Origin of the sequence: Enterobacter sp. A103 (assembly GCF_034427535.1) — a bacterium.
Classification (GTDB): domain Bacteria; phylum Pseudomonadota; class Gammaproteobacteria; order Enterobacterales; family Enterobacteriaceae; genus Enterobacter; species Enterobacter asburiae_B.
Window position 1 is genome coordinate 967,072 of the sequence record NZ_JAXQPQ010000002.1, and the last position, 21,388, is coordinate 988,459.

Here is a 21,388-nt window from a genome sequence, read left to right on the forward strand (position 1 = left end):
GTGTTGGCTTCAAACGGTAAGCTTCGTACCAGGAGCTGACTTTCAACGCCGCAAATCACGGCAGACAAAAGTTACATTGCGAGGTCCGAGCAGCGCAGCTTTTTGGCTGTCCGTGTGTATTTGCCTTGCTAAACCCCGTTGTTCAAATGGCTCGACGCCCATCATTTTTACACGCCACGCCTTCGAGAGTATTCACTTAATCGCTGGTAACGGGCGTCTTGTTCTAGCTGTGCATCAGCTTGCACTATTTGATCCAAGCATTGCCCCAACTCCTGAGGGCCCCACTGTTGGTCGACAATTACGGCATTCAGTAGGCCCAGTGCGTCCGCTGGATACCTGCTGCACATACCAGATTCGTGCAATAGGTGAACAACGTAGTGCGGGTGTTCGATCGGTTGCAGCCAGTCCTGCACCGCAGTCAAAGCCACCGGGAATTCACCTCGGGCGGCAATCACCATACGAGTCAAAGACTCGGAGATACGTGGGGTGGCCAGACCGCGAGATTTTGGCCAGATCTGTTGCCAGAATGGCTGGGCACGGTTTTTCCAATAGTCCTCACTCTGATCGGCCGTACCTTCAAGCGCTTGAGAGAGTGCCTGCGCGGACTCCTCCAGACCCTCTTGTGGGAGCGCGCCAATTGCCGATCGGAACTCCTCCACGGTGTATCCCTCGATTGGGCCCAATGCTGCATAAGTCAGAAAGGTTGCGAATTGCTGGCGGTGCTCACCAAGATCCACATAGTGGTTTGCGCTCTCCAATAACTGTGACTTGAAAGCTGTCAGCAACGGCTGGTACAGACGCGGCGACCAGAGGAAGCCTTCCCACACGGCTTTTGCTTCGATGGGATTGCTCCAGCTAAATAAGGGCAACAGGTTCTGTTCAGTCCAAGGGCGATCCACGCGGAAAAATGTGATCAGCCACGAACTCAGCAGTACCCGGGCATGGCGAAATCGATCTATCCGCACGTCACACAGTGTGGTGAAGATGGGCTTCAAGTCAGCAGGAAGCAGATCATTGTCGTTCGGGTTCTGCTTGAACCACAGGGAGATCAGTGCCTGCGTGACGTGCCCTATGGGATGGTTGATCGCCGAGCCGACAGGGTCATAGGTCTCGATTCCGTTTTTGATGGTGCGAGACTCAGCTCCTGTTTCCAGTGCTAGGACACGGCGACAAAGGTTCAGCAGGATGTCCTCTTGGTGTTGGTGGCTAATCTTTGAGGCTACCCTCATCCACCAAGTGACAGCATGGTCAATCTCCTGAAGTACTGCATCGGGCATAGTCTGTACCAGCGGTGCGGCGTATCGCCAAGAACGCAACACCATCCCTTCTTCGGCCCAAGTCTGCAAAGCTTCACGCCACCGGTCCAGAGGCCACACTCCATCTTGTGATAGCTCACGTAATGCGAACAGACTATGAAAAAAACGCGTGCGGCAAACATCACGCCACGTGTCTTCGTAGAAAGGCCGGCTTTCTGGCATTGGCTTTGCGAGCCATTGCACCAGTTCCTGCCGCTTACGGGGTGCAATATCGACATCTCTGCTGTCCTCGTAGTCTGGATCACCGGTGCCGCTCATCCAGTGAGAGAACTCGTCTCGCTCGTTGGTTGCCAACTGCCATTGTGGGTAGGCAGTAGAAATTTCCGCCAGGCGTGCCGCCGCCGACAGCCCCAAAACGAGGCCCGATGTACTGAGCTTGGCAAGATGTAGCCAGACGGAACGTGCCACTAAGTCTTTCCAACGTTCGGCTTCCAAGTCATCCCGGTACATCTCGCGCGGAGGTCCAGCCAAGATGGCTGCTTCCAGACGGTCTTGTGCAATTCCTGCTAAATTACGCCCCTGCAAAACAAACAGCCTGAATACCTCCCGTCCGGTATTTGTGGACCACAGCCACCACGCACCTTCCTCCAGCAACCAATTTACCCACCTTTCGGGCGGTATGCTGTCGTCTTGGCTCGCTGCAAACAGAGCCAGACGTTTAAAGGTAGGGTAAGTAGGAATAGAAAAATCTAAGGGAAGAGTGTGTTGTTCAGACATGGTTACGTCAGCTACGCCATCTTTGATAGGGAGCTATGCCAACCCGCAAATGCATTACTGTGGCATAGCCCTGTGTTTTATACGTCTACTGCAGTCTACTCTTTTTTAGTTAAAACACTTATCCGAGCAGCTAAGCTGACTTTCCGAACCTGCCATGGACGAGATTTCCATTCTTCTCAAGGCTGTCTATGTAATCCGCATACCACTGCAACATCTCCCTGCGACCTTCCAGATACTGAGCGTGATTGTAGGTACCACGAATCGAGTTTTTATCGACGTGTGCAAGCTGTGTTTCAATCCAGGCGGTGTTGTATCCCTGCTCGTGGAGGATGGTACTCATGGTATGTCTGAAGCCGTGGCCAGTAACACGACCGGTATAGCCAATACGCTTAAATACCTGATTGATACTAGCTTCACTCATGGTCTTTCGTGGGTCATTACGACCCGGAAAAATCAGAGGATAACGCCCCGTCATTTCGCGGATGCGCTCAATGATGGTTAGTGCCTGTCTGGATAAAGGCACAATATGTGGGCGGCGCATCTTCATACGTTCTGCCGGGATGATCCACACCGCAGATTCTGTGTCGATTTCTTGCCATGTAGCACCTCGTAGTTCCCCCGTTCTTACGCCAGTGAGAATCAACAAGCGCGCGGCCAAAACGATTAAAATACTGCCCGAGTACTGGGAAAGAGACTCGAAAAATGCCGGAAGCTCGGAAGTGTTCAGGAAAGGATAATGGTTGGACTCGTGTCCTTGCATTGCACTGGTAAGATCAGGGGCTGGATTGTATTCGGCTCGACCAGTAACGATCGCATAGCGGAAGACCTCGCCACAGCGCTGTCTGACCTTTTTTGCCTTCTCTGTTGCTCCCCTGCTTTCCATGCGGCGAAGCACATTCAGTAATTCGAGTGGTTTGATGTCCGCAATAGGCTTTTTGCCGATGTAAGGGAACACGTCTTTGTTGAAAGCTTCCATAATGTCCGAAGCATATCCTTCAGACCATTTATAAAGCTTGCTGGCATGCCATTCACAAGCGATTTCCTGAAAGGTGTTTCGGACACTAGCCTCTCGGGCTAGTTTCTCTTCTCTCTTCACTACATTGGGGTCAATCCCACCAGCAATGCCCCTTTTAGCCTCTTCACGTTTACTACGAGCTTCAGCCAAAGTTACGTCGGGATAAACCCCAAGAGCAAGCAACTTCTCCTTACCGGCAACACGGTACTTAAGTCGCCAATAGCGTTTTCCATTAGAGTTAACCAGAAGGTAAAGTCCACCGCCATCAGAGAGTTTGTAAGGCTTATCTTTTGGCTTTGCGGTATCAACCTGGCGTGCGCTAAGTTTCACTGGGGGTATCTCCATAAGACCGAACAGCATATACCCCCGAATGTACCCCCATATGCATGTAGATTTTGGGGTGTGTCAGTAGACGCCAGAATACAATCGAGAGCTGGAAGACGCAGATTATAAGGGGTTTAGGTGAACTTGAGTAGACTTTGAGAGATGCTTGAATGGTGCCGATAATAGGAGTCGAACCTACGACCTTCGCATTACGAATGCGCTGCTCTACCAACTGAGCTATATCGGCCCTGAGAGGCCGGTTACGAGCGTAACCACGGGGCAAAAGGTTAGATCTAACCGGGTGATGCGTCAATGCCCTTTTGAATCAAACGGCTATTTTTGCATCACCCGTGATTATTTACGCACGAATCGTATCGTCGCCGAAGCCGATCCACTTGTAAGTGGTCAGCGCTTCCAGCCCCATCGGGCCGCGCGCGTGAAGTTTCTGCGTGCTGACCGCCACCTCAGCGCCGAGGCCGAACTGGCCGCCGTCGGTGAAGCGGGTGGAGGCATTCACATATACTGCTGAAGAATCCACTTCGTTCACGAAGCGATCGGCATTGCGCAGGGTGCGCGTCAGGATCGCGTCAGAATGCTGCGTGCCGTGTTCACGAATGTGCGCAATGGCGTCGTCGAGATCGGCAACGATTTTCACGTTTAGATCCAGTGACAGGAACTCGTCGTCGTACTGCTCCGCTTTTACGGGAACAACGTTAGCCGGGCCTTCCTGAAGCAGTGCGAGCGCATTGGCGTCAGCATGCAGCGTCACGCCGCTCTCTGCCATCTGTTTGCTCAGGGCCGGCAGGAAGGTGTTTGCAATATCCTGATGCAACAGCAGCGTTTCAACGGTGTTACAGGTGCTTGGACGCTGGGTTTTCGCGTTAACGATAATCTTCAACGCCGGTTCAATCTCCGCACTGTCGTCCACCACGATATGACACACGCCGATACCGCCGGTGATCACCGGAATCGTCGACTGCTCGCGGCACAGCTTGTGCAGGCCCGCGCCGCCGCGTGGGATCAGCATGTCGATGTATTTGTCCATGCGCAGCATTTCGTTGACCAGCGCGCGGTCTGGGCTCTCGATCGCCTGTACGGCACCCGCCGGTAAGCCGCACTCTTCCAGAGCCTGCTGAATGACTTTCACCGTCGCGGCGTTGGTGCGCCATGTCTCTTTCCCACCGCGCAGAATAGCGGCGTTACCGGTTTTCAGGCACAGGGATGCAACATCCACCGTCACGTTTGGACGGGCTTCATAAATAACGCCGATAACGCCGAGCGGCACGCGGCGGCGCTCCAGGCGTAAACCGCTGTCGAGCAGCCCGCCGTCGATCACCTGCCCTACCGGGTCGGCAAGATTGCAGACCTGACGCACATCGTCGGCGATGCCTTTCAGGCGTGCCGGATTCAGCGCCAGACGGTCGAGCATCGCTTCGCTCAAGCCGTTGCGACGCGCTTCCAGTAAATCCTGCTCGTTGGCGAGCAAAATTTCCTGAGACTGGGATTCCAGATAATCAGCGATTTTTTCCAGCACGCGGTTTTTCTCGCGGCTGGAAAGGAGCGCCAGTTTGTAAGAGGCAGCCTTCGCGGCAGCGCCCATTTGTTCCAGCATGTTCTGGCTCCTTAACGAATAATCATGTCATCGCGATGCACGGCAACCGGACCATATTCATAGCCCAGAATGGCGTCGATCTGCTGCGAGTGGTGACCCGCGATGCGGCGCAGCGCGTCGCTGTTGTAACGGCTTACGCCGTGGGCGATGTCGCGGCCTTCGAGGTTACGGATACGGATCACTTCACCACGGGAAAAGTTGCCTGTCACGCTTTTAATTCCTTTAGGAAGTAATGAACTTCCTCGTTCCAGAATCGCGGCGGTAGCTCCTTCATCGACGACGAGTTCACCAGCAGGAGGCGCGCCAAATATCCAGCGCTTGCGGTTTTCCAGCGGGGATTCCTGGGCGTGGAAGCGTGTGCCGACGGAGATGCCTTCCATCACGTCACCAATCACGCCTGGGCGGCTGCCCGCTGCAATGATGGTGTCGATACCGGCGCGGCATGCGACGTCAGCGGCCTGCAGCTTGGTCCCCATTCCGCCCGTTCCGAGGCCTGAAACGCTGTCACCGGCGATGGCGCGCAGCGCATCGTCGATGCCTTGAACGTCGGTAATCAGCTCGGCTTCCGGATTCGAGCGCGGGTCGGCGGTGAACAGCCCCTGCTGATCGGTCAGAAGCAGTAATTTATCGGCACCAGCCAGAATCGCGGCCAGCGCCGAGAGGTTATCGTTATCACCCACTTTGATTTCAGCGGTAGCTACGGCATCGTTCTCGTTAATGACCGGAACAATGTTGTTGTCCAGCAGCGCGCGCAGGGTATCGCGGGCGTTCAGGAAGCGCTCTCTGTCTTCCATATCCGCACGCGTCAGCAGCATCTGCCCGACGTGGATGCCATAGATAGAGAACAGCTGTTCCCAGAGTTGAATGAGTCGGCTTTGACCCACGGCGGCCAGCAGCTGTTTGGAAGCGATCGTCGCGGGGAGTTCGGGGTAACCCAGGTGTTCACGCCCGGCGGCAATCGCCCCGGAGGTCACAATCACAATACGATGCCCTGCGGCATGTAACTGAGCGCACTGACGTACAAGCTCAACAATGTGGGCGCGATTTAGGCGGCGCGATCCGCCTGTTAAAACACTGGTACCGAGTTTTACCACCAGCGTCTGGCTGTCACTCATGATTCTCTGCCGTTCAACGATAAGGGAAAGTAATGTCGAACGAACGTTTTAACAGGAGTCAGCCCCGTTGCCAACTGCCTTAGCACATCGCGAAACACTTTGTTGCGCGGGATCAGGAAGCCTAGCGGGAAATTTTGACAATTTTATTACCGAAATAATAAATCACAGTTTTTTAAAATTATTCTTAGTTTGTCATAAAAGTTTCATTCCAGAACGATAAAACCCTTCCTGTTTTTTCACGGGACTTAAGCATGAGCTTATCGTCCAGCGAATTTTTTAGCGCGTTTATAAGACAGGATCGAAAATGAAAAAGAGCACTCTGGCATTAGTGGTTATGGGCGTAGTGGCTTCTGCATCCGTTCACGCAGCTGAAGTTTATAATAAAGATGGTAATAAACTGGACGTGTACGGCAAAGTGAAAGCCATGCACTACATCAGTGATGATGCCACCAAAGATGGCGATCAGACTTACGTTCGTTTCGGTTTTAAAGGCGAAACGCAGATTAACGATCAGCTGACGGGCTATGGCCGTTGGGAATCTGAATTTGCAGGTAACAAAGCCGAGAGCGACTCTACTCAGAAAACGCGTCTGGCGTTTGCGGGCCTGAAGCTGAAAAACTTTGGTTCACTGGATTACGGTCGTAACCTGGGCGCCCTGTATGACGTCGAAGCATGGACCGATATGTTCCCTGAGTTCGGCGGCGACTCTTCCGCGCAGACCGATAACTTCATGACCAAGCGCGCTACCGGCCTGGCCACCTACCGCAACACCGATTTCTTCGGCGTGGTTGATGGTCTGGACATGACGCTGCAGTACCAGGGCAAAAACGAAAACCGTGACGCCAAAAAACAGAACGGTGACGGTTTTGGTACCTCTCTGACCTATGACTTCGGCGGCAGCGATTTCGCCGTCAGCGGCGCCTACACCAACTCTGACCGCACCAACGCTCAGAACCTGCTGGCGCGTGGCCAGGGTCAGAAAGCAGAAGCCTGGGCAACCGGTCTGAAATATGATGCGAACGATATTTATCTGGCTGCAATGTATTCTGAAACCCGCAATATGACGCCAATTTCCGGCGGCTTTGCAAATAAAGCGCAGAACTTTGAAGTTGTCGCACAATATCAGTTCGACTTTGGTCTGCGCCCGTCCCTGGGCTATGTCCAGTCTAAAGGCAAAGATATCGAAGGTATTGGCGACGAAGATCTGGTGAAATATATTGACGTTGGCGCGACCTATTACTTCAACAAAAATATGTCCACCTTTGTTGATTATAAAATCAACCAGATTGACGACAAAAATAAACTGGGCGTGAGCAGCGATGACATCGTTGCTGTAGGTATGACCTACCAGTTCTGATGATGTGAAATAAAAAAACCGGCTTGATGCCGGTTTTTTTATTGTCGGGATTAATGCGGTCTGGTGCCCTCACCCACGGGGAGAGGGAGAATTTGTAGGCCGGGTAAGGCGAAGCCGCCACCCGGCGCTGTGACACCATCAGGCAGTCAGCTTCACCGCTTCGCTGGAAAAGTCATCCGCCGGTTCGAACTTGAGATCCAGGGTAGCCAGCAGTGCACGTGCCTTATCGTGAAACTCTTTTAGCGTATATTCCAGGCGGTCAATCACTTCCTGATCTTTAATCGTGGTCGCCTGCCAGTTGCCGTCTTTATTAAACAGGCCAAACTGGTAGCTATACGTAAAGCGTTTTTCCTCTGCTTCCATTTCCATCCACCAGCCCCAGAATTCACGTTTTTCGGGTGCAGGCTTCACGTTGACGCATACAGCCAGGCAGTCGAAAAAAAAGCGATTCTCTTCACACTGCTCTTCTCGAATATACGGGCCGAGAGCCATAAACTTCTTAATCAGTCTACTTTTCGGGTGTCCACTCGGTAACGTCATTGCGATCTCCTTTTGTGAAGCCACTGTTTTACCAAACCAGCGAAATTTAGCAATCTATTAACACAATCTCTGAGCGATCCAGCGCGTAATCTCTTTCAGTGATTTGTCGAAATTCTGATAGACCGGGCTGAACGGCACCTCAAGCAATTTGCCATCCGCAGATGACGAAGTGATTAATCGCGACTCTTCTTCCGGGCTGAACGGATCGTTTTTCCAGAACCCTGACAGCATTGGTGTTGGGCAGCGACGTCCCAGCAACCCCTGCGTTTTTAACGAGTAACGATTGAGCTCAACGCGCAGCGCTTCGTCTGATGCATCATGCATGCCAAGACGGCTGGCCAGCACATCAAGGTACATTTCAGGTACGCTCCCCTGGCGTGCAGGATCGCTGAGCAGAGCGTGTACTACCGGGCCGAGGCAGGCGACGGCTTTCAGACGAGAAGATTCAAGGTAAGCCAGACGCACCGCGACGTTCGCGCCGAAACGGAAGCCGAATGCCGCCACGCGGGTGTGGTCAACCCACGGAATGTTTTCCAGCGCTTTTAGCGCATGCTGGTGCAGCAGGCTGGAATCCTGAGTCAGTTTCCATTTGGATGAGAAACCAATTGAAGGCATATCAAGCGTCAGCATCGCGATCCCTTTTGGTGCGAAGTAACGCTCATACAGGCTGTAATAATCAATTTGCAGCGAATCCAGCCCGCCGCACATGAGGACGGTCGGGAACGGACCTTCACCTTCAGGCATATGCAGGAATCCGGTAACGGACGCGCCCCCTGAAATGGTGAACTCAAGTTCACGCATCCGGCCCGGCAGGCGTTGAGCCGCCTCCTGATAGGCGCGATTCGCCAGCGCCTGAGCCTGCTCCGCCAGTTCATCCCCTTTTAAATGGGGGTAAGCGGCAATGCCGTAAAGATTAGCGGCGTGCAGCCAGTGCTTGCCGCTGCGCGTGGCATCCTCTTCCTGGCTGGCTTTTTGCTGCCAGAGCATCGCCTGTTTAGACCACTCGTAGATCCAGTTTCCGCCACGGTAGCCCACCACCGTATCGTAGAGTTCGCTGTCGGTACGTTCGGCTTCACTCATCACGATACGTGCCTGCACATCGAGGATTTCACGGGGGTCAATACCGCGCCAGATCCACATCAGGCGGTTAATCATGCGATACCAGTGAGGCACGTTTTTACCGTCTAACGCGGACTGGACGGCAGGCTGGGTACCCGGATTGAAGCGACGCACCAGCGTCGACGTTTCAGGGTGTTTGAAACGGGGTTTGAAGAGAGTCTCGGTGAGATTCGCCTGCGTCATTGCGTTGCCTCCATGAATACGTCGTATAGAGACTATTGTAACGCGTGGCAGGCCAAAAAGAACAACGCCCGACATCGTCGGGCGTGTAAAGTTACGTACTGGTATTAACGGCCTGAAATAGGCGGTACGAAGACCACGCCCATATCCCATGGCTGTTCAATCCAGGTGTCCTGGGGGATATCAATCACGTAATCGTCTACCAGCGGGCGGCCAGCAGGCTTCGCGAAGATAGTGACGAAATGTGCTTTCGGATACATTTCGCGGATAGCAACCGCAGTACCACCGGTATCCACCAGGTCATCAATAACGATGAAACCTTCGCCGTCGCCTTCCGCACGTTTCAGCACGGTCAGCTCGCGCTGGTTGTCATGGTCATAGCTGGAGATGCAAACGGTATCGACATGACGAATACCCAGCTCACGTGCCAGCAGCGCCCCCGGTACCAGACCGCCACGGCTGACGGCAATAATGCCTTTCCACTGTTCGGAAGGCATCAGACGCGCAGCCAGTTTGCGTGCGTGAATCTGCAACATGTCCCAGGTGACGACGTATTTTTCGCTCATGTGAAGTGTCCCAGCCTGTTTTTATACGGCTTAAAAAGTGTTCGAGGGGGAAATAGGTTGCGCGAGATTATAGAGATCTGACGCACTAAAAACCAGTGTTTAGCGCCCTCTGCCTGAGTTTTTACATGCTTTATGCTACCAGCCAGCAGAGAAAGTGGTATTCTCAGTTTCATCTCGCAAGCCTGACTTGTGGTAACTATTAACCTGCTAACCCTGTGACCTGCAACCCTGTTTGCAGCGCCTCGACAAGGAGACTTATCGTGTCTGAACTGTCTCAATTATCTCCGCAGCCGCTGTGGGATATTTTTGCGAAAATCTGCTCCATTCCACACCCTTCCTACCATGAAGAACAGCTTGCCGAACATATTATGGGCTGGGCGAAGGAAAAAGGTCTGCATGCTGAACGTGACCAGGTTGGCAACATTCTGATCCGCAAACCGGCTACCGCAGGCATGGAAAACCGCAAACCGGTTGTGCTGCAGGCGCACCTGGACATGGTGCCACAGAAGAACAACGACACCGTTCACGACTTCACCAAAGACCCGATTCAACCGTACATCGACGGCGACTGGGTGAAAGCACGCGGCACCACGCTGGGCGCGGATAACGGCATCGGTATGGCCTCTGCGCTGGCCGTGCTGGCCGACGACAGCGTTGAACACGGTCCGCTGGAAGTGCTGCTGACCATGACCGAAGAAGCGGGCATGGACGGCGCGTTCGGTCTGCAGGCGAACTGGCTGCAGGCGGACATCCTGATCAACACCGACTCTGAAGAAGAAGGCGAGATCTACATGGGCTGCGCGGGCGGGATTGATTTCATCTCTACCCTGCCGCTGAAGCGCGAAGCGATTCCTGCTGGCTTCCAGACCTTCAAGCTGACGCTGAAAGGGCTGAAAGGCGGCCACTCCGGCGGCGATATTCACCTGGGTCTGGGTAACGCCAACAAGCTGCTGGCGCGCTTCCTGGCAGGCCATGCGGCCGAGCTGGATCTGCGTCTGGTAGACTTCAACGGCGGTACCCTGCGTAACGCGATCCCGCGCGAAGCGTTCGCCACCGTAGCGGTTCCAGCGGCAAAAGCGGACGAGCTGAAAAAACTCTCCACCGTATATCTGGATATCCTGAAAAACGAACTGTCGGCGAAAGAGAAAAACCTGACAGTGGTGCTGGAATCCGTATCGACGGATAAAGACGCGCTGACCGCGCAGTCTCGTGACACCTTCGTTCAGCTGCTGAACGCGACGCCAAACGGCGTGATCCGCAACTCTGACGTGGCGAAAGGCGTGGTGGAAACCTCGCTGAACGTGGGCGTGGTGACCATGAGCGACGACAGCGCGGAAATCATCTGCCTGATCCGCTCGCTTATCGACAGCGGTAAAGAGTACGTGGTGAGCATGCTGGAATCTCTGGGCACGCTGGCGGGCGCAAAAACGTCTGCCAAAGGCAGCTACCCGGGCTGGCAGCCGGATGCAAGTTCTCCGGTGATGGCGCTGGTGCGTGAAACCTATCAGCGTCTGTTCAACAGCACGCCGAACATTCAGGTGATCCACGCCGGTCTGGAATGTGGTCTGTTCAAGAAACCGTATCCGGACATGGACATGGTATCCATCGGGCCAACCATTACCGGTCCGCACTCGCCGGATGAGCAGGTTCATATCGAAAGCGTCGGTCACTACTGGACGCTGCTGACTGAGCTGCTGAAAGCGATCCCAGTTAAGTAATACCCTTACCCCAGCCCTCTCCCACAGGGAGAGGGTGAAAAACGTAGGCCCGGTAAGCGTAGCGCCACCGGGCTTTTTTACAACCCCAGAACCAGCTGGCGCTCTAGCTGCGGATCCAGCAGCGTAACGTGCAACCCCACCAGCCTCACCCCTCGCCCGCCCCGGCGCTCTTCCCATGCCTTTTTCGCCGTCGCGATAAGATCGTCTTTATTCAGACGCGGCCAGACGTGTTCCTGCGTGGTCTGCTGGAAGTCGTTGAATTTAAGCTTGATGCCCTGACGGGCAATGAGCAGATCCGGCTTCACCTTGCTTAAGCGTCGTTCCAGCTCAGGGTAAAGCTGTTCCGTGATAATGGTTTCGCATTCGGACCAGTCATGAATATCTTCAATGAGGGTGCGCTCAACGCCGACGGATTTCCGCAGCCGCTCGCTGTTCACATCGCGATCGTCAATTCCCTGGCTGCGCTCCCACAGCACGCGGCCAAACTTTCCAAAGCGCTTGAGCAGCATGGCGAGATCGCTTCGCTGCACGTCTTCGCAGGTCCGTAGCCCCATGCTTTCCAGCTTTGCGGCGGAGACTTTTCCCACGCCGGGGATTTTGCCGAGCGGCAGCGTTTTCAAAAACGCCGGCACCTCGTCAGGCGTGATGACGTATTGACCGTTGGGCTTATTTAAATCGGAGGCGATTTTGGCGAGGAATTTAACGGGCGCGACGCCCGCCGATGCCGTCAGATTCAGCTCGTTGAAAATCGTCTGGCGGATCTCCTGCGCCATCAGCGTGGCGGAGCCGTGGCAGTGCACGCTGTCGGTCACATCCAGATAGGCTTCGTCCAGCGACAGCGGCTCTATCAGAGAGGTATAGCGGGAGAAGATTTCCCGAATATGGAGGGAAGCCTCTTTATAGGCTTCAAAACGGCCTGGCAGAAGCGTGAGATGAGGGCAAAGCTTTAAGGCCATCGCCGTTGGCATCGCGCTGCGCACGCCAAATTTGCGCGCAGGATAGTTGGCGGTGCTGATGACACCACGCTGAACGCGGCTGCCGCCAATGGCGATGGGAATATCCCGCAGCGCCGGGTTGTCACGCATCTCCACTGCGGCAAAAAAGCAGTCCATATCGACATGGATTATTTTGCGCATAGTAAGCCCTCACTCATCACTGGATAAGTATACAGTAAACAAATGAGGGTTGAGAAGCAGATGTGAGAACGCCGGGTGGCGGCTTTGCCTTACCCGGCCTGCAAAAAATTAAATAATGCGCTGCTGTTCGCGGGCCATCCTTTTCTTCCGCGCATCGCACGGTTCCGGACAGTCGCAAACCTTTTCCATCCCAATAGAGGAAATACCGCCGCAGCTACCCTGAATGCTTTTCCTCTTAACGATCCAGCCTAACGACATGCCGAAGACGACAAGCACAAACACCACAAAGGTTGCCAGAAACGTCAGCATCATCAGCCTCCAAAGTCATCGAGCATGATGTTCTCATCTTCGACACCGAGATCTTTCAGCATTTTAATCACGGCGGCGTTCATCATCGGCGGACCACACATATAGAACTCGCAGTCCTCAGGCGCCGGGTGCTGTTTGAGGTAGTTTTCATACAGCACGTTGTGGATGAACCCCGTATAGCCCGTCCAGTTATCTTCCGGCTGCGGATCGGAAAGCGCCACATGGAAGGTAAAGTTCGGGTTTTCACGCGCCAGCTGTTCAAACTCATCTTCATAGAACATCTCGCGCAGCGAGCGCGCCCCGTACCAGAAGCTGATCTTACGCTGGCTCCCCAGCCGCTTGAGCTGGTCAAAGATGTGCGAGCGCATCGGGGCCATACCGGCACCGCCGCCGATAAAGACCATTTCCGCATCGGTATCTTTCGCGAAGAACTCCCCGAACGGGCCGGAGATCGTCACCTTATCGCCAGGCTTCAGCGACCAGATGTATGACGACATGACGCCCGGCGGTGCATCCGGCACATTCGGTGGCGGCGTGGCGATACGCACGTTGAGCATGATAATGCCCTTCTCTTCCGGATAGTTGGCCATCGAGTAGGCGCGCAGCGTCGGCTCTTTCACCTCAGATACAAAGCGGAAGAGATTGAATTTGTCCCAGTCGGCGCGGTACTCATGCGGCACGTCAAAGTCCACATAGGCCACAGCGTGCTCCGGGCACTCAATCTGAATGTATCCTCCGGCGCGGAACGGGACATGCTCGCCTTCCGGCACCCGCAGCTTCAGCTCTTTAATAAAGGTGGCTTTGTTATCATTAGAGATAACCTCGCACTCCCATTTTTTGACGCCGAAGATCTCTTCCGGCAGCTCAATCTTCATGTTCTGACGCACCGCGACCTGGCAGGCCAGACGACAGCCCTCTTTTGCCTCACGCTTTGTGATATGCGCCAGTTCGGTTGGCAGAATATCGCCACCGCCCTCTTTTACCGTCACGCGGCACTGCCCGCAGGAGCCGCCGCCGCCGCAGGCTGAGGAGACAAAAATGCCGTTACCGGAGAGCGTGTTGAGCAACTTGTCTCCCGCCGGCGTGCGGATCTGATTCTGCGGCTCGTCGTTAATATCAATGACCACGTCGCCGGAATTTACCAGCTTCGCGCGCGCCGCCAGAATAAGCCCTGACAGCACCAGTACAATTAGCGTGAACATCACCACGCCAAGGATAATTTCCATCTGTTTGCCCTTATAGCTGCACACCGGAGAAGGACATAAAGCCCAGCGCCATCAGCCCGGTGGTGATAAAGGTGATCCCCAGGCCACGCAGACCCGCAGGCACGTTGGCATATTTCATTTTCTCGCGGATCCCCGCCATGGTGACAATCGCCAGCATCCAGCCGATACCGGAACCAAAACCGTACACCACGGATTCACTGAAGTTGTAATCACGCTGCACCATAAACGAAACGCCACCGAAGATGGCGCAGTTCACCGCGATCAGCGGCAGGAAGATCCCCAGCGCGTTGTAGAGCGACGGGAAATACTTATCGAGGATCATCTCGAGGATTTGCACCAGCGCCGCGATCACCCCGATAAAGGTGATGAAGTTCAGGAAGCTGAGATCAACCCCTTCCACCAGCGCGCCGTCCCGCAGCACAAAGTTGTACACCAGATTGTTGATCGGTACAGATAAGCCGAGCACCACGGTGACCGCGATACCGAGACCAAATGCCGTCGACACTTTTTTGGAAACCGCAAGGAACGTACACATGCCGAGGAAAAACGCGAGCGCCATGTTTTCAACAAACACTGCCCGCACAAACAAACTCAGGTAATGAGCCATCGTCGGTTACTCCTTTTCCTGCTGTTCTGGCTTCAGCGTACGAATCAGCCAGATCAACAAACCGATAATGAAAAATGCGCTAGGGGCCAGCAGGAACAGGCCGTTTGGCAGATACCAGCCGCCGTTCTGCACCGTGTCCAGCACCGTGATGCCAAACAGCTTGCCGCTGCCAATCAGCTCGCGCAGGAACCCAACGGTCAGCAGGATCACGCCGTAGCCCAGGCCGTTGCCGATGCCGTCCATAAAGCTCGCCAGCGGCGGCATTTTCATGGCGTAGGCTTCCGCACGCCCCATGACGATACAGTTGGTGATAATCAGCCCGACAAACACCGAGAGCTGTTTGGAGGTTTCGTAGGCGAAGGCGCGCAGCAGCTGATCGACCACGATCACCAGCGAGGCGATGATCGCCATCTGCACGATGATCCTCACGCTGTTGGGGATGTGGTGGCGGATCATCGAGATAAACATGCTGGAGAACGCCGTGACCAGCGTGACCGCCAGCGTCATCACGACTGCCGTTTCCAGCTTGGTCGTCACCGCCAGAGCAGAACAGACACCCAGCACCTGGAGCGTGATCGGGTTATTGGCTAACAGTGGGCCAATGAGCACCTTTTTAACTTCTTTCAGTTCACCGGTATCAGCCATTGTTCAGCGCTCCTTCACGTACGTTTTTCAGGAAAGGACCAAAGCCCAGCTCGCCCATCCAGAAATCAAAACTGTGCTGCACGCCTTTTGAGGTGAGCGTAGCGCCGGAAAGCCCGTCAACGGCGTAGTCGTCACCGGGACGTGCCGCCCCTTTCATCACCTTCAGCGCAGGCAGGCCGTCATCGTCGAGCACTTTTTTGCCGACAAACTGTGCCCGCCAGTTAGGGTTTTCAACTTCGCCACCCAGCCCCGGCGTTTCACCCTGGTCGTAATACGTAATGCCTTTGACCGTGCGCCCATCGGTATCAAGGGCCACAAACGCGTACATCATTGACCACAGACCGTTACCGTAAACAGGCAGTACCACTTCCTGAATGCGTTTTTGGGGATCGCGAACCAGATAGATTTCGGCCAGGTTGCTGCGACGCTTAATCCCGGCGGGATCTTGCGATGCCTCCAGCGTCAGGCTCATCTGCGGATCTTTCAGCGCCAGCGCCTGGTTGAATTTTGCCGGGTCTTTATCCAGCAGTTCACCCGTTTTTAAATCCACCAGACGCGCCGAAATACGTTCAGCAAAGACGGCCGAAACGTCGTCCGCGCTCATTCCTTCCTGCATCAGCCCGGCGACGGCCAGGATGTTGCGCTGTTTATCCAGCGCACGTTGCTCCTGCTGCAGGGGTTTTAACCCCACGGCAGAGCCGGCCACGACAATAGAACAGACCAGACAGAGCACCAGCACCACCAGCAGCGTTTTGCTGATGCTGTCGTTATTTTTAACCTCAGCCACGCGCCTTCCTCCGCTTAATGTTGGCCCGCACCACCAGGTAATCGAAGAGCGGTGCAAACAGGTTGGCAAACAGAATGGCCAACATCATCCCTTCCGGATACGCCGGGTTGACCACGCGGATCAGAACGCACATCGCGCCAATGAGCACGCCATAGCTCCATTTACCTTTGTCTGTAAACGAGGCAGAGACGGGGTCCGTCGCCATGAACATCATGCCGAACGCAAAGCCACCCAGCACCAGATGCCAGTACCAGGGCATGGAGAACATCGGATTGGTGGTCGAACCGATAACGTTGAACAGGGTGGCGGTCAGCACCATGCCGATCATCACGCCCGCAACGATCCGCCAGGAGGCCACGCGACCAAAAAGAATGATCGCGCCGCCAAGCAAAATCATCAGCGTGGAGACTTCTCCGATGGAGCCCGGAATGTTGCCAATAAAGGCATCAAACCAGGTGACTGGCTGACCCGTCGCGTTGTTAACCAGCGTTTCGCCGCCGTGTGCCGCCCACTGTGAAAGCGGCGTTGCGCCGGAAAAACCGTCTGCCGCCGTCCACACGAGATCGCCCGAGATTTGCGCCGGATAAGCAAAGAACAGAAACGCGCGTCCCGCCAGCGCCGGGTTGAGGAAGTTCCGCCCGGTGCCGCCGAAGATCTCTTTGGCAATCACCACGCCGAAGCTGATGCCAAGCGCCGCCTGCCAGAGCGGTAGCGTCGGGGGAACAATCAGGGCAAACAGAATAGAGGTCACGAAGAAGCCTTCGTTGATCTCATGTTTACGGATGATGGCAAACAGCACTTCCCAGAAGCCGCCCACGACAAATACCGTGATGTAAATCGGCAGGAAGAACACGGCACCCAGCGTCATCATGCTCAGCCAGCCCGCGTCTGCGGCGAAGCTCACCCCTAACGACTGGGCCAGACGGTAGTGCCAGTCGGACTGGATCACCTGCGCCAGCTGCTGTGCATCGTACATGTGGTGCAGTGCCGGAATGGTCTGCAGGCCGACGTTGTACATTCCCCAGAACATCGCAGGGAAGACCGCAAACCACACCAGGATCATCATGCGTTTCAGGTCGATAGCATCGCGAACGTGCGCCGCCCCTTTCGTCACCAACCCCGGCGTGTAGAAAATGGTCGTCGTTGCTTCATACAGCGGGTAGTACTTTTTGAGCTTTCCTTCGGTAAAGTGCGGCTCAATTTTTTCAAAGAGGTGTTTTAAGCCCATCGGTTATCCTTCCTGCTCAATGCGGGTTAACACCTCGCGCAATACCGGTCCATATTCGTATTTGCCCGGACAGACATAGGTACAGAGCGCCAGATCTTCCTCGTCAAGCTCCAGACAGCCCAGAGCCTGCGCGCCGTCGGTATCGCCAGCAAGCAGATCGCGCAGCAGCACGGTGGGCAGAATATCCAGCGGCATGACGCGTTCGTAGTTGCCAATCGGGACCATGGCGCGCTCGCCGCCGTGGGTGCTGGTTGAGAAGCTAAACAGCTTATTACGCAGGAAGTGGCCCAGCGTGGTTCGGGTGACGGAGTATTTTTCTGCGCCTGGCAGAACCCAGCCAAACAGCTCTTTTTCACGCCCTTCCTGCACAATGCTGACCTGCAAATGGAAGCGTCCCAGGTACGCGTGCGCATTGGCCGCATGGCGGCCGCTGAGGACCGAGCCGGAAATCAGGCGGTTTTCGCCCTCTTTCGTTTCCCCCACCAGCAGTTCGTTGATGTCAGCACCCAGCAGCGTCTTCACCAGGCGCGGATTTGCAGCCTGCGGTCCGCCGATGGCGATTATCCGTTCAGCGCAGAGCTCACCCGTAGTAAAGAGCTTACCGATGGCGATGACGTCCTGATAGTTAAGGTGACAGACCTGTTTCGCCAGGCTGACTGGCTCAAGGAAATGGATGTGCGTCCCGACCAGCCCCGCCGGATGCGGGCCAGAAAATTCATTAAACGTGACCTGCCCCAGCGGATGCCCGCCAGGCTTGCCGCCGCCGGCCTGGCAAACGTGCACTTTTCCGGATGTGAGGCGGGTTAAAACGGTTAGACCAGCATCAAAAGCTTTTCGCTGCGCCAGGATAATCGGTTCCGGGTCCACGCTGAGCGGGTTGGTGTCGATGGCCGTGACGAAAATCGCGGCCGGTTCCGTGCCCGGAACAGGGGATTTGCTGAAGGGGCGCGTACGAAGCGCGGTCCATAAACCGGATGCCAGGAGCTGATCCTGAACGGCGTCGCGGTTCAGCGACGCGAGTTCTGCGGTGTCGTAATGGGCAAACTCACGCTTTTCATCGCCCTCAATGCGGATAACCACCGACTGCAGAACGCGCCGTTCGCCACGGTTGATGGCCACAACGGTGCCGCTCGCGGGGGCCGTGAACATCACGCCGGGATTTTTTTTGTCCTCAAAGAGCGGCTGTCCTTTGATAACGCGATCGCCCTCCTGTACCAGCATTGAAGGACGCATACCCAGGTAGTCTTCGCCCAAAATGGCGACATGACGGACACTTGCGCCTGTCGAAACGTGCTGCGCTGGCACGCCTGCAATCGGCAGATCAAGTCCTTTTTTAATTTTAAACATGTGGTTAGCAGGTTTCCATGAACAACAATCCAGTGGGCGCAAAGTGTAACATTTTCCCCTTCACGCGGGCAGGGAATCCGCCGTCACGCGCGCCAAATTGCGAGCTAATGCGCAAAGTTCCTGGAGCCATCGCAATTTTGATGGTTTATAAAGTAAAACTAATTTGTAAACTCACCGCCCGGCTCTTGCGAAAATCTATAGCGGTGCTAATGTGAGCGCTCCTAACAGAATAATCTGATTTCGGGTCTCTTTTGCCGTCCTGGCAAGTTGGTCATGGTTTTATCAAGGAACTAGTAGTATGCGTAAAATCGCATTGTTCATTGCGATGCTTCTGATGCCGTGCATGTCGTTTGCCGGACTGCTCAGCAGTAATAGCTCAACGACGCCGGTCAGCAAGGAATATAAACAGCAGTTAATGGGATCGCCGGTTTATATTCAGATCTTCAAGGAAGAGCGCACTCTCGATCTGTTTGTCAAAATGGGCGAGACATATCAGCTGCTTGATAGTTACAAAATTTGTAACTACTCCGGCGGACTGGGGCCAAAACAGCGTCAGGGCGACTTCAAAAGTCCGGAAGGGTTCTACAACGTTCAGCGCAGCCAGCTCAAGCCTGACAGCCGCTTCTATAAAGCCATTAACATCGGCTTCCCGAATGCCTATGACCGTGCACACGGTTATGAAGGTAAATATCTGATGATCCACGGCGCCTGCGTGTCTATCGGCTGTTATGCGATGACCGACTCCGGCATTGATGAGATTTTCCAGTTCGTGACGGGCGCGCTGGTCTTTGGGCAGCCTAACGTACAGGTCAGCATCTATCCGTTCCGCATGACGGACGCCAACATGACGCGTCACAAGTACTCATACTACGCGGATTTCTGGAAACAGCTGAAGCCGGGTTACGACTACTTTGAGCAGACCCACAAGCCACCAGTGGTCTCTATCGTCGATGGCCGTTACGTGGTCAGCAAACCGCTGAGCCACGAAGTCGTCCATCCACAGCTGGCGTCAAATTACACGGTCCCCGAGACAAAATAGCACCCACTCGCCTGGCATAATCTTTTGCCAGGTTTCGTTGCCCGTCAGCGGCTGCGTTGCGATAACAGTGACCACATCGTTCGGTGTGGTCTCCTTCTGAAAGTCTATCTCCACATCCTGATCGAGCAGCGTCGCAACGCCAAACGGCGCACGGCGGGTGATCCAGAACAGATTCGTCGAGCAGAACGCCATCACATAGCGGCCATCAGAGAGCAGCATGTTGAACACGCCTTTTTCACGCAGTTCAGATGCCAGCGTCGCGATGTATTTGAACACGGCAGTCATGTTGCCGGGCGTGCGGGGATAGCGCTCCGTCAGCTTGTGCAGCAGCCAGCAGAAGGCTTTTTCGCTGTCCGTCTCGCCGACCGGGCGGAAATTGCCCGTCTCCAGCGACTTATAGCCCGTGAGCTGCCCGTTGTGTGCATAGGTCCAGTTACGGCCCCACAGCTCGCGGGTAAACGGATGGGTATTTTCCAGCGCTACTTCGCCACGGTTAGCCTGACGGATGTGGGCGATCACCGAGCGGGACTTGATGGGATAGTCCTGCACCAGTTTGGCAATCGGTGAGTTAAAGCTGGGCTGTGGATCTTTGAACGTGCGACACCCTTTGCCTTCGTAAAAGGTGATGCCCCAGCCGTCTTTATGCGGCCCGGTTCCTCCACCGCGCTGAACCAGCCCGGTGAAGCTAAAACAGATATCGGTTGGCACATTGGCGCTCATCCCGAGCAGTTCGCACATAACAACACCTCCACAACAGCGGGGGGCACCGGAGCCCCCCAGCGAAGTCTTACTTAACCATCTCTTTTTCGATCAGCTGGATCAGGATGTGGATCACTTTGATGTGAATTTCCTGAATACGGTCAGCATAACCGAAGTGCGGAACGCGAATTTCGACATCCGCTGTACCGTCCATCTTACCGCCATCTTTACCGGTCAGGGTGATGACCTTCATCCCTTTTTCACGCGCGGCGGCGATCGCTTTGATCACGTTGCCGGAGTTACCAGAGGTAGAGATCCCCAGCAGCACGTCGCCTTCACGGCCTACCGCTTCAACGTAGCGGGAGAAGATGTGGTCGTAACCGAAGTCGTTGCCTACGCAGGAGATGTGGCTTACGTCTGAAATCGCAATCGCCGGGTAGCCCGGGCGGTTTTCGCGATAGCGTCCGGTCAGCTCTTCTGCGAAGTGCATAGCGTCACAGTGGGAGCCGCCGTTACCGCAGGAAAGCACTTTGCCACCGGCTTTGAAGCTGTCGGCCAGCAGGACCGCTGCGCGCTGAATAGCGTGAATATTGGCATCATCTTTCAGAAAGTTCGCCAGCGTTTCCGCCGCTTCGTTCAGTTCGTTACGAATAAGATCCTGGTACATGAGGATAATCCTTCAGTATTGATGAAATAACACAGTGGAGTGTACCGGATAGCGGGAAAAGCGAGAAGCTAAAGCCATGCGAATCGTCCGGCGTTTTGATTTTTTGTGCCGGCTAAAAC

20 protein-coding genes and 1 tRNA gene are annotated in these 21,388 nt (G+C 54.9%); 3 read left to right on the top strand and 18 right to left on the bottom strand.

All coding sequences use genetic code 11. The features are described 5' to 3' along the window. Positions 1-167: 167 nt before the first annotated feature. The 5 genes from SPH27_RS10225 to proB all read right to left on the bottom strand — a co-directional run bounded on the left by SPH27_RS10225 (position 168) and on the right by proB (position 6,099). The gene (locus tag SPH27_RS10225; protein WP_322435687.1) at positions 168-2,033 is read right to left on the bottom strand and encodes a hypothetical protein; all 1,866 of its coding nucleotides are present in this window, start codon (positions 2,031-2,033) and stop codon (positions 168-170) included. A 130-nt stretch (positions 2,034-2,163) separates the two neighbouring features. Continuing rightward, positions 2,164-3,378 (bottom strand): tyrosine-type recombinase/integrase, encoded by a 1,215-nt coding sequence (locus tag SPH27_RS10230; protein ID WP_284593069.1) that lies wholly within the window; start codon positions 3,376-3,378, stop codon positions 2,164-2,166. Positions 3,379-3,543: 165 nt separating this feature from the next. Beyond that, positions 3,544-3,619: transfer RNA gene (locus SPH27_RS10235), tRNA-Thr, on the bottom strand. A 111-nt stretch (positions 3,620-3,730) separates the two neighbouring features. Further along, entirely contained in the window at positions 3,731-4,984 is a 1,254-nt protein-coding gene (proA, locus tag SPH27_RS10240) for a glutamate-5-semialdehyde dehydrogenase (protein ID WP_182071836.1), read from the bottom strand. A gap of 11 nt (positions 4,985-4,995) precedes the next feature. Next, a complete protein-coding gene (gene proB, locus SPH27_RS10245) occupies positions 4,996-6,099 on the bottom strand; it encodes a glutamate 5-kinase (protein ID WP_023310508.1) in 1,104 nt (367 codons plus the stop codon). A gap of 304 nt (positions 6,100-6,403) precedes the next feature. Between proB and phoE the strand changes: the two genes are divergently transcribed. Beyond that, positions 6,404-7,456 (top strand): phosphoporin PhoE, encoded by a 1,053-nt coding sequence (phoE, locus tag SPH27_RS10250; RefSeq protein ID WP_039263867.1) that lies wholly within the window; start codon positions 6,404-6,406, stop codon positions 7,454-7,456. Positions 7,457-7,594: 138 nt separating this feature from the next. Here the strand turns inward: phoE and crl are convergent, their stop codons facing one another. The 3 genes from crl to gpt all read right to left on the bottom strand — a co-directional run bounded on the left by crl (position 7,595) and on the right by gpt (position 9,861). Further along, complete coding sequence (crl, locus tag SPH27_RS10255) at positions 7,595-7,996, bottom strand: sigma factor-binding protein Crl (protein WP_023310506.1); 402 nt, start codon at positions 7,994-7,996, stop codon at positions 7,595-7,597. 57 nt (positions 7,997-8,053) lie between these two features. Further along, a complete protein-coding gene (gene frsA, locus SPH27_RS10260) occupies positions 8,054-9,298 on the bottom strand; it encodes an esterase FrsA (RefSeq protein WP_039263866.1) in 1,245 nt (414 codons plus the stop codon). 104 nt (positions 9,299-9,402) lie between these two features. Then, positions 9,403-9,861, bottom strand: a complete 459-nt coding sequence (gene gpt / locus SPH27_RS10265; protein ID WP_010427903.1) for a xanthine phosphoribosyltransferase — start codon at positions 9,859-9,861, stop codon at positions 9,403-9,405. A gap of 260 nt (positions 9,862-10,121) precedes the next feature. Between gpt and pepD the strand changes: the two genes are divergently transcribed. After that, positions 10,122-11,579: a cytosol nonspecific dipeptidase gene (pepD, locus tag SPH27_RS10270; RefSeq protein ID WP_064673478.1), complete on the top strand. Its 1,458-nt coding sequence runs from the start codon at positions 10,122-10,124 to the stop codon at positions 11,577-11,579. A gap of 77 nt (positions 11,580-11,656) precedes the next feature. Here the strand turns inward: pepD and dinB are convergent, their stop codons facing one another. The 8 genes from dinB to SPH27_RS10310 form a co-directional block, all read right to left on the bottom strand. Then, complete coding sequence (gene dinB, locus SPH27_RS10275; RefSeq protein ID WP_023334616.1) at positions 11,657-12,715, bottom strand: DNA polymerase IV; 1,059 nt, start codon at positions 12,713-12,715, stop codon at positions 11,657-11,659. A gap of 108 nt (positions 12,716-12,823) precedes the next feature. Beyond that, complete coding sequence (nqrM, locus tag SPH27_RS10280; protein ID WP_058842155.1) at positions 12,824-13,027, bottom strand: (Na+)-NQR maturation NqrM; 204 nt, start codon at positions 13,025-13,027, stop codon at positions 12,824-12,826. Next, on the bottom strand, positions 13,027-14,250 hold the full coding sequence (nqrF, locus tag SPH27_RS10285; RefSeq protein ID WP_182071834.1) for an NADH:ubiquinone reductase (Na(+)-transporting) subunit F: 1,224 nt from the start codon (positions 14,248-14,250) through the stop codon (positions 13,027-13,029). Before nqrF ends, nqrM begins: the two co-directional genes overlap by 1 nt. 10 nt (positions 14,251-14,260) lie before the next feature. Then, positions 14,261-14,857 carry an NADH:ubiquinone reductase (Na(+)-transporting) subunit E gene (gene nqrE / locus SPH27_RS10290; protein WP_008500255.1) on the bottom strand — a complete coding sequence of 199 codons (597 nt, stop codon included), beginning with the start codon at positions 14,855-14,857 and terminating at the stop codon, positions 14,261-14,263. Between the two features lie 6 nt (positions 14,858-14,863). Further along, positions 14,864-15,502 (bottom strand): NADH:ubiquinone reductase (Na(+)-transporting) subunit D, encoded by a 639-nt coding sequence (locus SPH27_RS10295; RefSeq protein WP_014882676.1) that lies wholly within the window; start codon positions 15,500-15,502, stop codon positions 14,864-14,866. Next, entirely contained in the window at positions 15,495-16,289 is a 795-nt protein-coding gene (locus tag SPH27_RS10300) for a Na(+)-translocating NADH-quinone reductase subunit C (protein ID WP_182071832.1), read from the bottom strand. The genes SPH27_RS10295 and SPH27_RS10300 overlap by 8 nt, the downstream gene beginning before the upstream one ends. Beyond that, positions 16,282-17,517, bottom strand: a complete 1,236-nt coding sequence (locus SPH27_RS10305; protein ID WP_029739701.1) for an NADH:ubiquinone reductase (Na(+)-transporting) subunit B — start codon at positions 17,515-17,517, stop codon at positions 16,282-16,284. The genes SPH27_RS10300 and SPH27_RS10305 overlap by 8 nt, the downstream gene beginning before the upstream one ends. Before the next feature lie 3 nt (positions 17,518-17,520). Further along, positions 17,521-18,864, bottom strand: coding sequence for a Na(+)-translocating NADH-quinone reductase subunit A (locus SPH27_RS10310; RefSeq protein ID WP_182071830.1), 1,344 nt, complete (start codon positions 18,862-18,864; stop codon positions 17,521-17,523). A gap of 298 nt (positions 18,865-19,162) precedes the next feature. On the opposite strand from SPH27_RS10310, the gene dpaA reads away from it, so the two are divergent. After that, on the top strand, positions 19,163-19,903 hold the full coding sequence (gene dpaA / locus SPH27_RS10315) for a peptidoglycan meso-diaminopimelic acid protein amidase (protein WP_033144698.1): 741 nt from the start codon (positions 19,163-19,165) through the stop codon (positions 19,901-19,903). Here the strand turns inward: dpaA and SPH27_RS10320 are convergent. Continuing rightward, positions 19,874-20,641, bottom strand: coding sequence for a class II glutamine amidotransferase (locus tag SPH27_RS10320; protein WP_023310496.1), 768 nt, complete (start codon positions 20,639-20,641; stop codon positions 19,874-19,876). The two genes, dpaA and SPH27_RS10320, sit on opposite strands and share 30 nt — an antisense overlap. 49 nt (positions 20,642-20,690) lie before the next feature. Continuing rightward, complete coding sequence (gene lpcA, locus SPH27_RS10325) at positions 20,691-21,269, bottom strand: D-sedoheptulose 7-phosphate isomerase (protein ID WP_010427884.1); 579 nt, start codon at positions 21,267-21,269, stop codon at positions 20,691-20,693. Between the last annotated feature and the right edge of the window lie 119 nt (positions 21,270-21,388).

Excerpts from the sequence above, each read along its gene's own strand:
- nqrM (WP_058842155.1), bottom strand. The coding sequence starts at position 13,027 with ATGATGCTGACGTTTCTGGCAACCTTTGTGGTGTTTGTGCTTGTCGTC.
- SPH27_RS10295 (WP_014882676.1), bottom strand. The coding sequence starts at position 15,502 with ATGGCTGATACCGGTGAACTGAAAGAAGTTAAAAAGGTGCTCATTGGC.
- SPH27_RS10305 (WP_029739701.1), bottom strand. The coding sequence starts at position 17,517 with ATGGGCTTAAAACACCTCTTTGAAAAAATTGAGCCGCACTTTACCGAA.
- SPH27_RS10225 (WP_322435687.1), bottom strand. The coding sequence starts at position 2,033 with ATGTCTGAACAACACACTCTTCCCTTAGATTTTTCTATTCCTACTTAC.
- dinB (WP_023334616.1), bottom strand. The coding sequence starts at position 12,715 with ATGCGCAAAATAATCCATGTCGATATGGACTGCTTTTTTGCCGCAGTG.
- phoE (WP_039263867.1), top strand. The coding sequence starts at position 6,404 with ATGAAAAAGAGCACTCTGGCATTAGTGGTTATGGGCGTAGTGGCTTCT.
- SPH27_RS10320 (WP_023310496.1), bottom strand. The coding sequence starts at position 20,641 with ATGTGCGAACTGCTCGGGATGAGCGCCAATGTGCCAACCGATATCTGT.
- SPH27_RS10310 (WP_182071830.1), bottom strand. The coding sequence starts at position 18,864 with ATGTTTAAAATTAAAAAAGGACTTGATCTGCCGATTGCAGGCGTGCCA.
- crl (WP_023310506.1), bottom strand. The coding sequence starts at position 7,996 with ATGACGTTACCGAGTGGACACCCGAAAAGTAGACTGATTAAGAAGTTT.
- gpt (WP_010427903.1), bottom strand. The coding sequence starts at position 9,861 with ATGAGCGAAAAATACGTCGTCACCTGGGACATGTTGCAGATTCACGCA.
- proB (WP_023310508.1), bottom strand. The coding sequence starts at position 6,099 with ATGAGTGACAGCCAGACGCTGGTGGTAAAACTCGGTACCAGTGTTTTA.
- nqrF (WP_182071834.1), bottom strand. The coding sequence starts at position 14,250 with ATGGAAATTATCCTTGGCGTGGTGATGTTCACGCTAATTGTACTGGTG.
- frsA (WP_039263866.1), bottom strand. The coding sequence starts at position 9,298 with ATGACGCAGGCGAATCTCACCGAGACTCTCTTCAAACCCCGTTTCAAA.
- proA (WP_182071836.1), bottom strand. The coding sequence starts at position 4,984 with ATGCTGGAACAAATGGGCGCTGCCGCGAAGGCTGCCTCTTACAAACTG.
- nqrE (WP_008500255.1), bottom strand. The coding sequence starts at position 14,857 with ATGGCTCATTACCTGAGTTTGTTTGTGCGGGCAGTGTTTGTTGAAAAC.
- dpaA (WP_033144698.1), top strand. The coding sequence starts at position 19,163 with ATGCGTAAAATCGCATTGTTCATTGCGATGCTTCTGATGCCGTGCATG.
- lpcA (WP_010427884.1), bottom strand. The coding sequence starts at position 21,269 with ATGTACCAGGATCTTATTCGTAACGAACTGAACGAAGCGGCGGAAACG.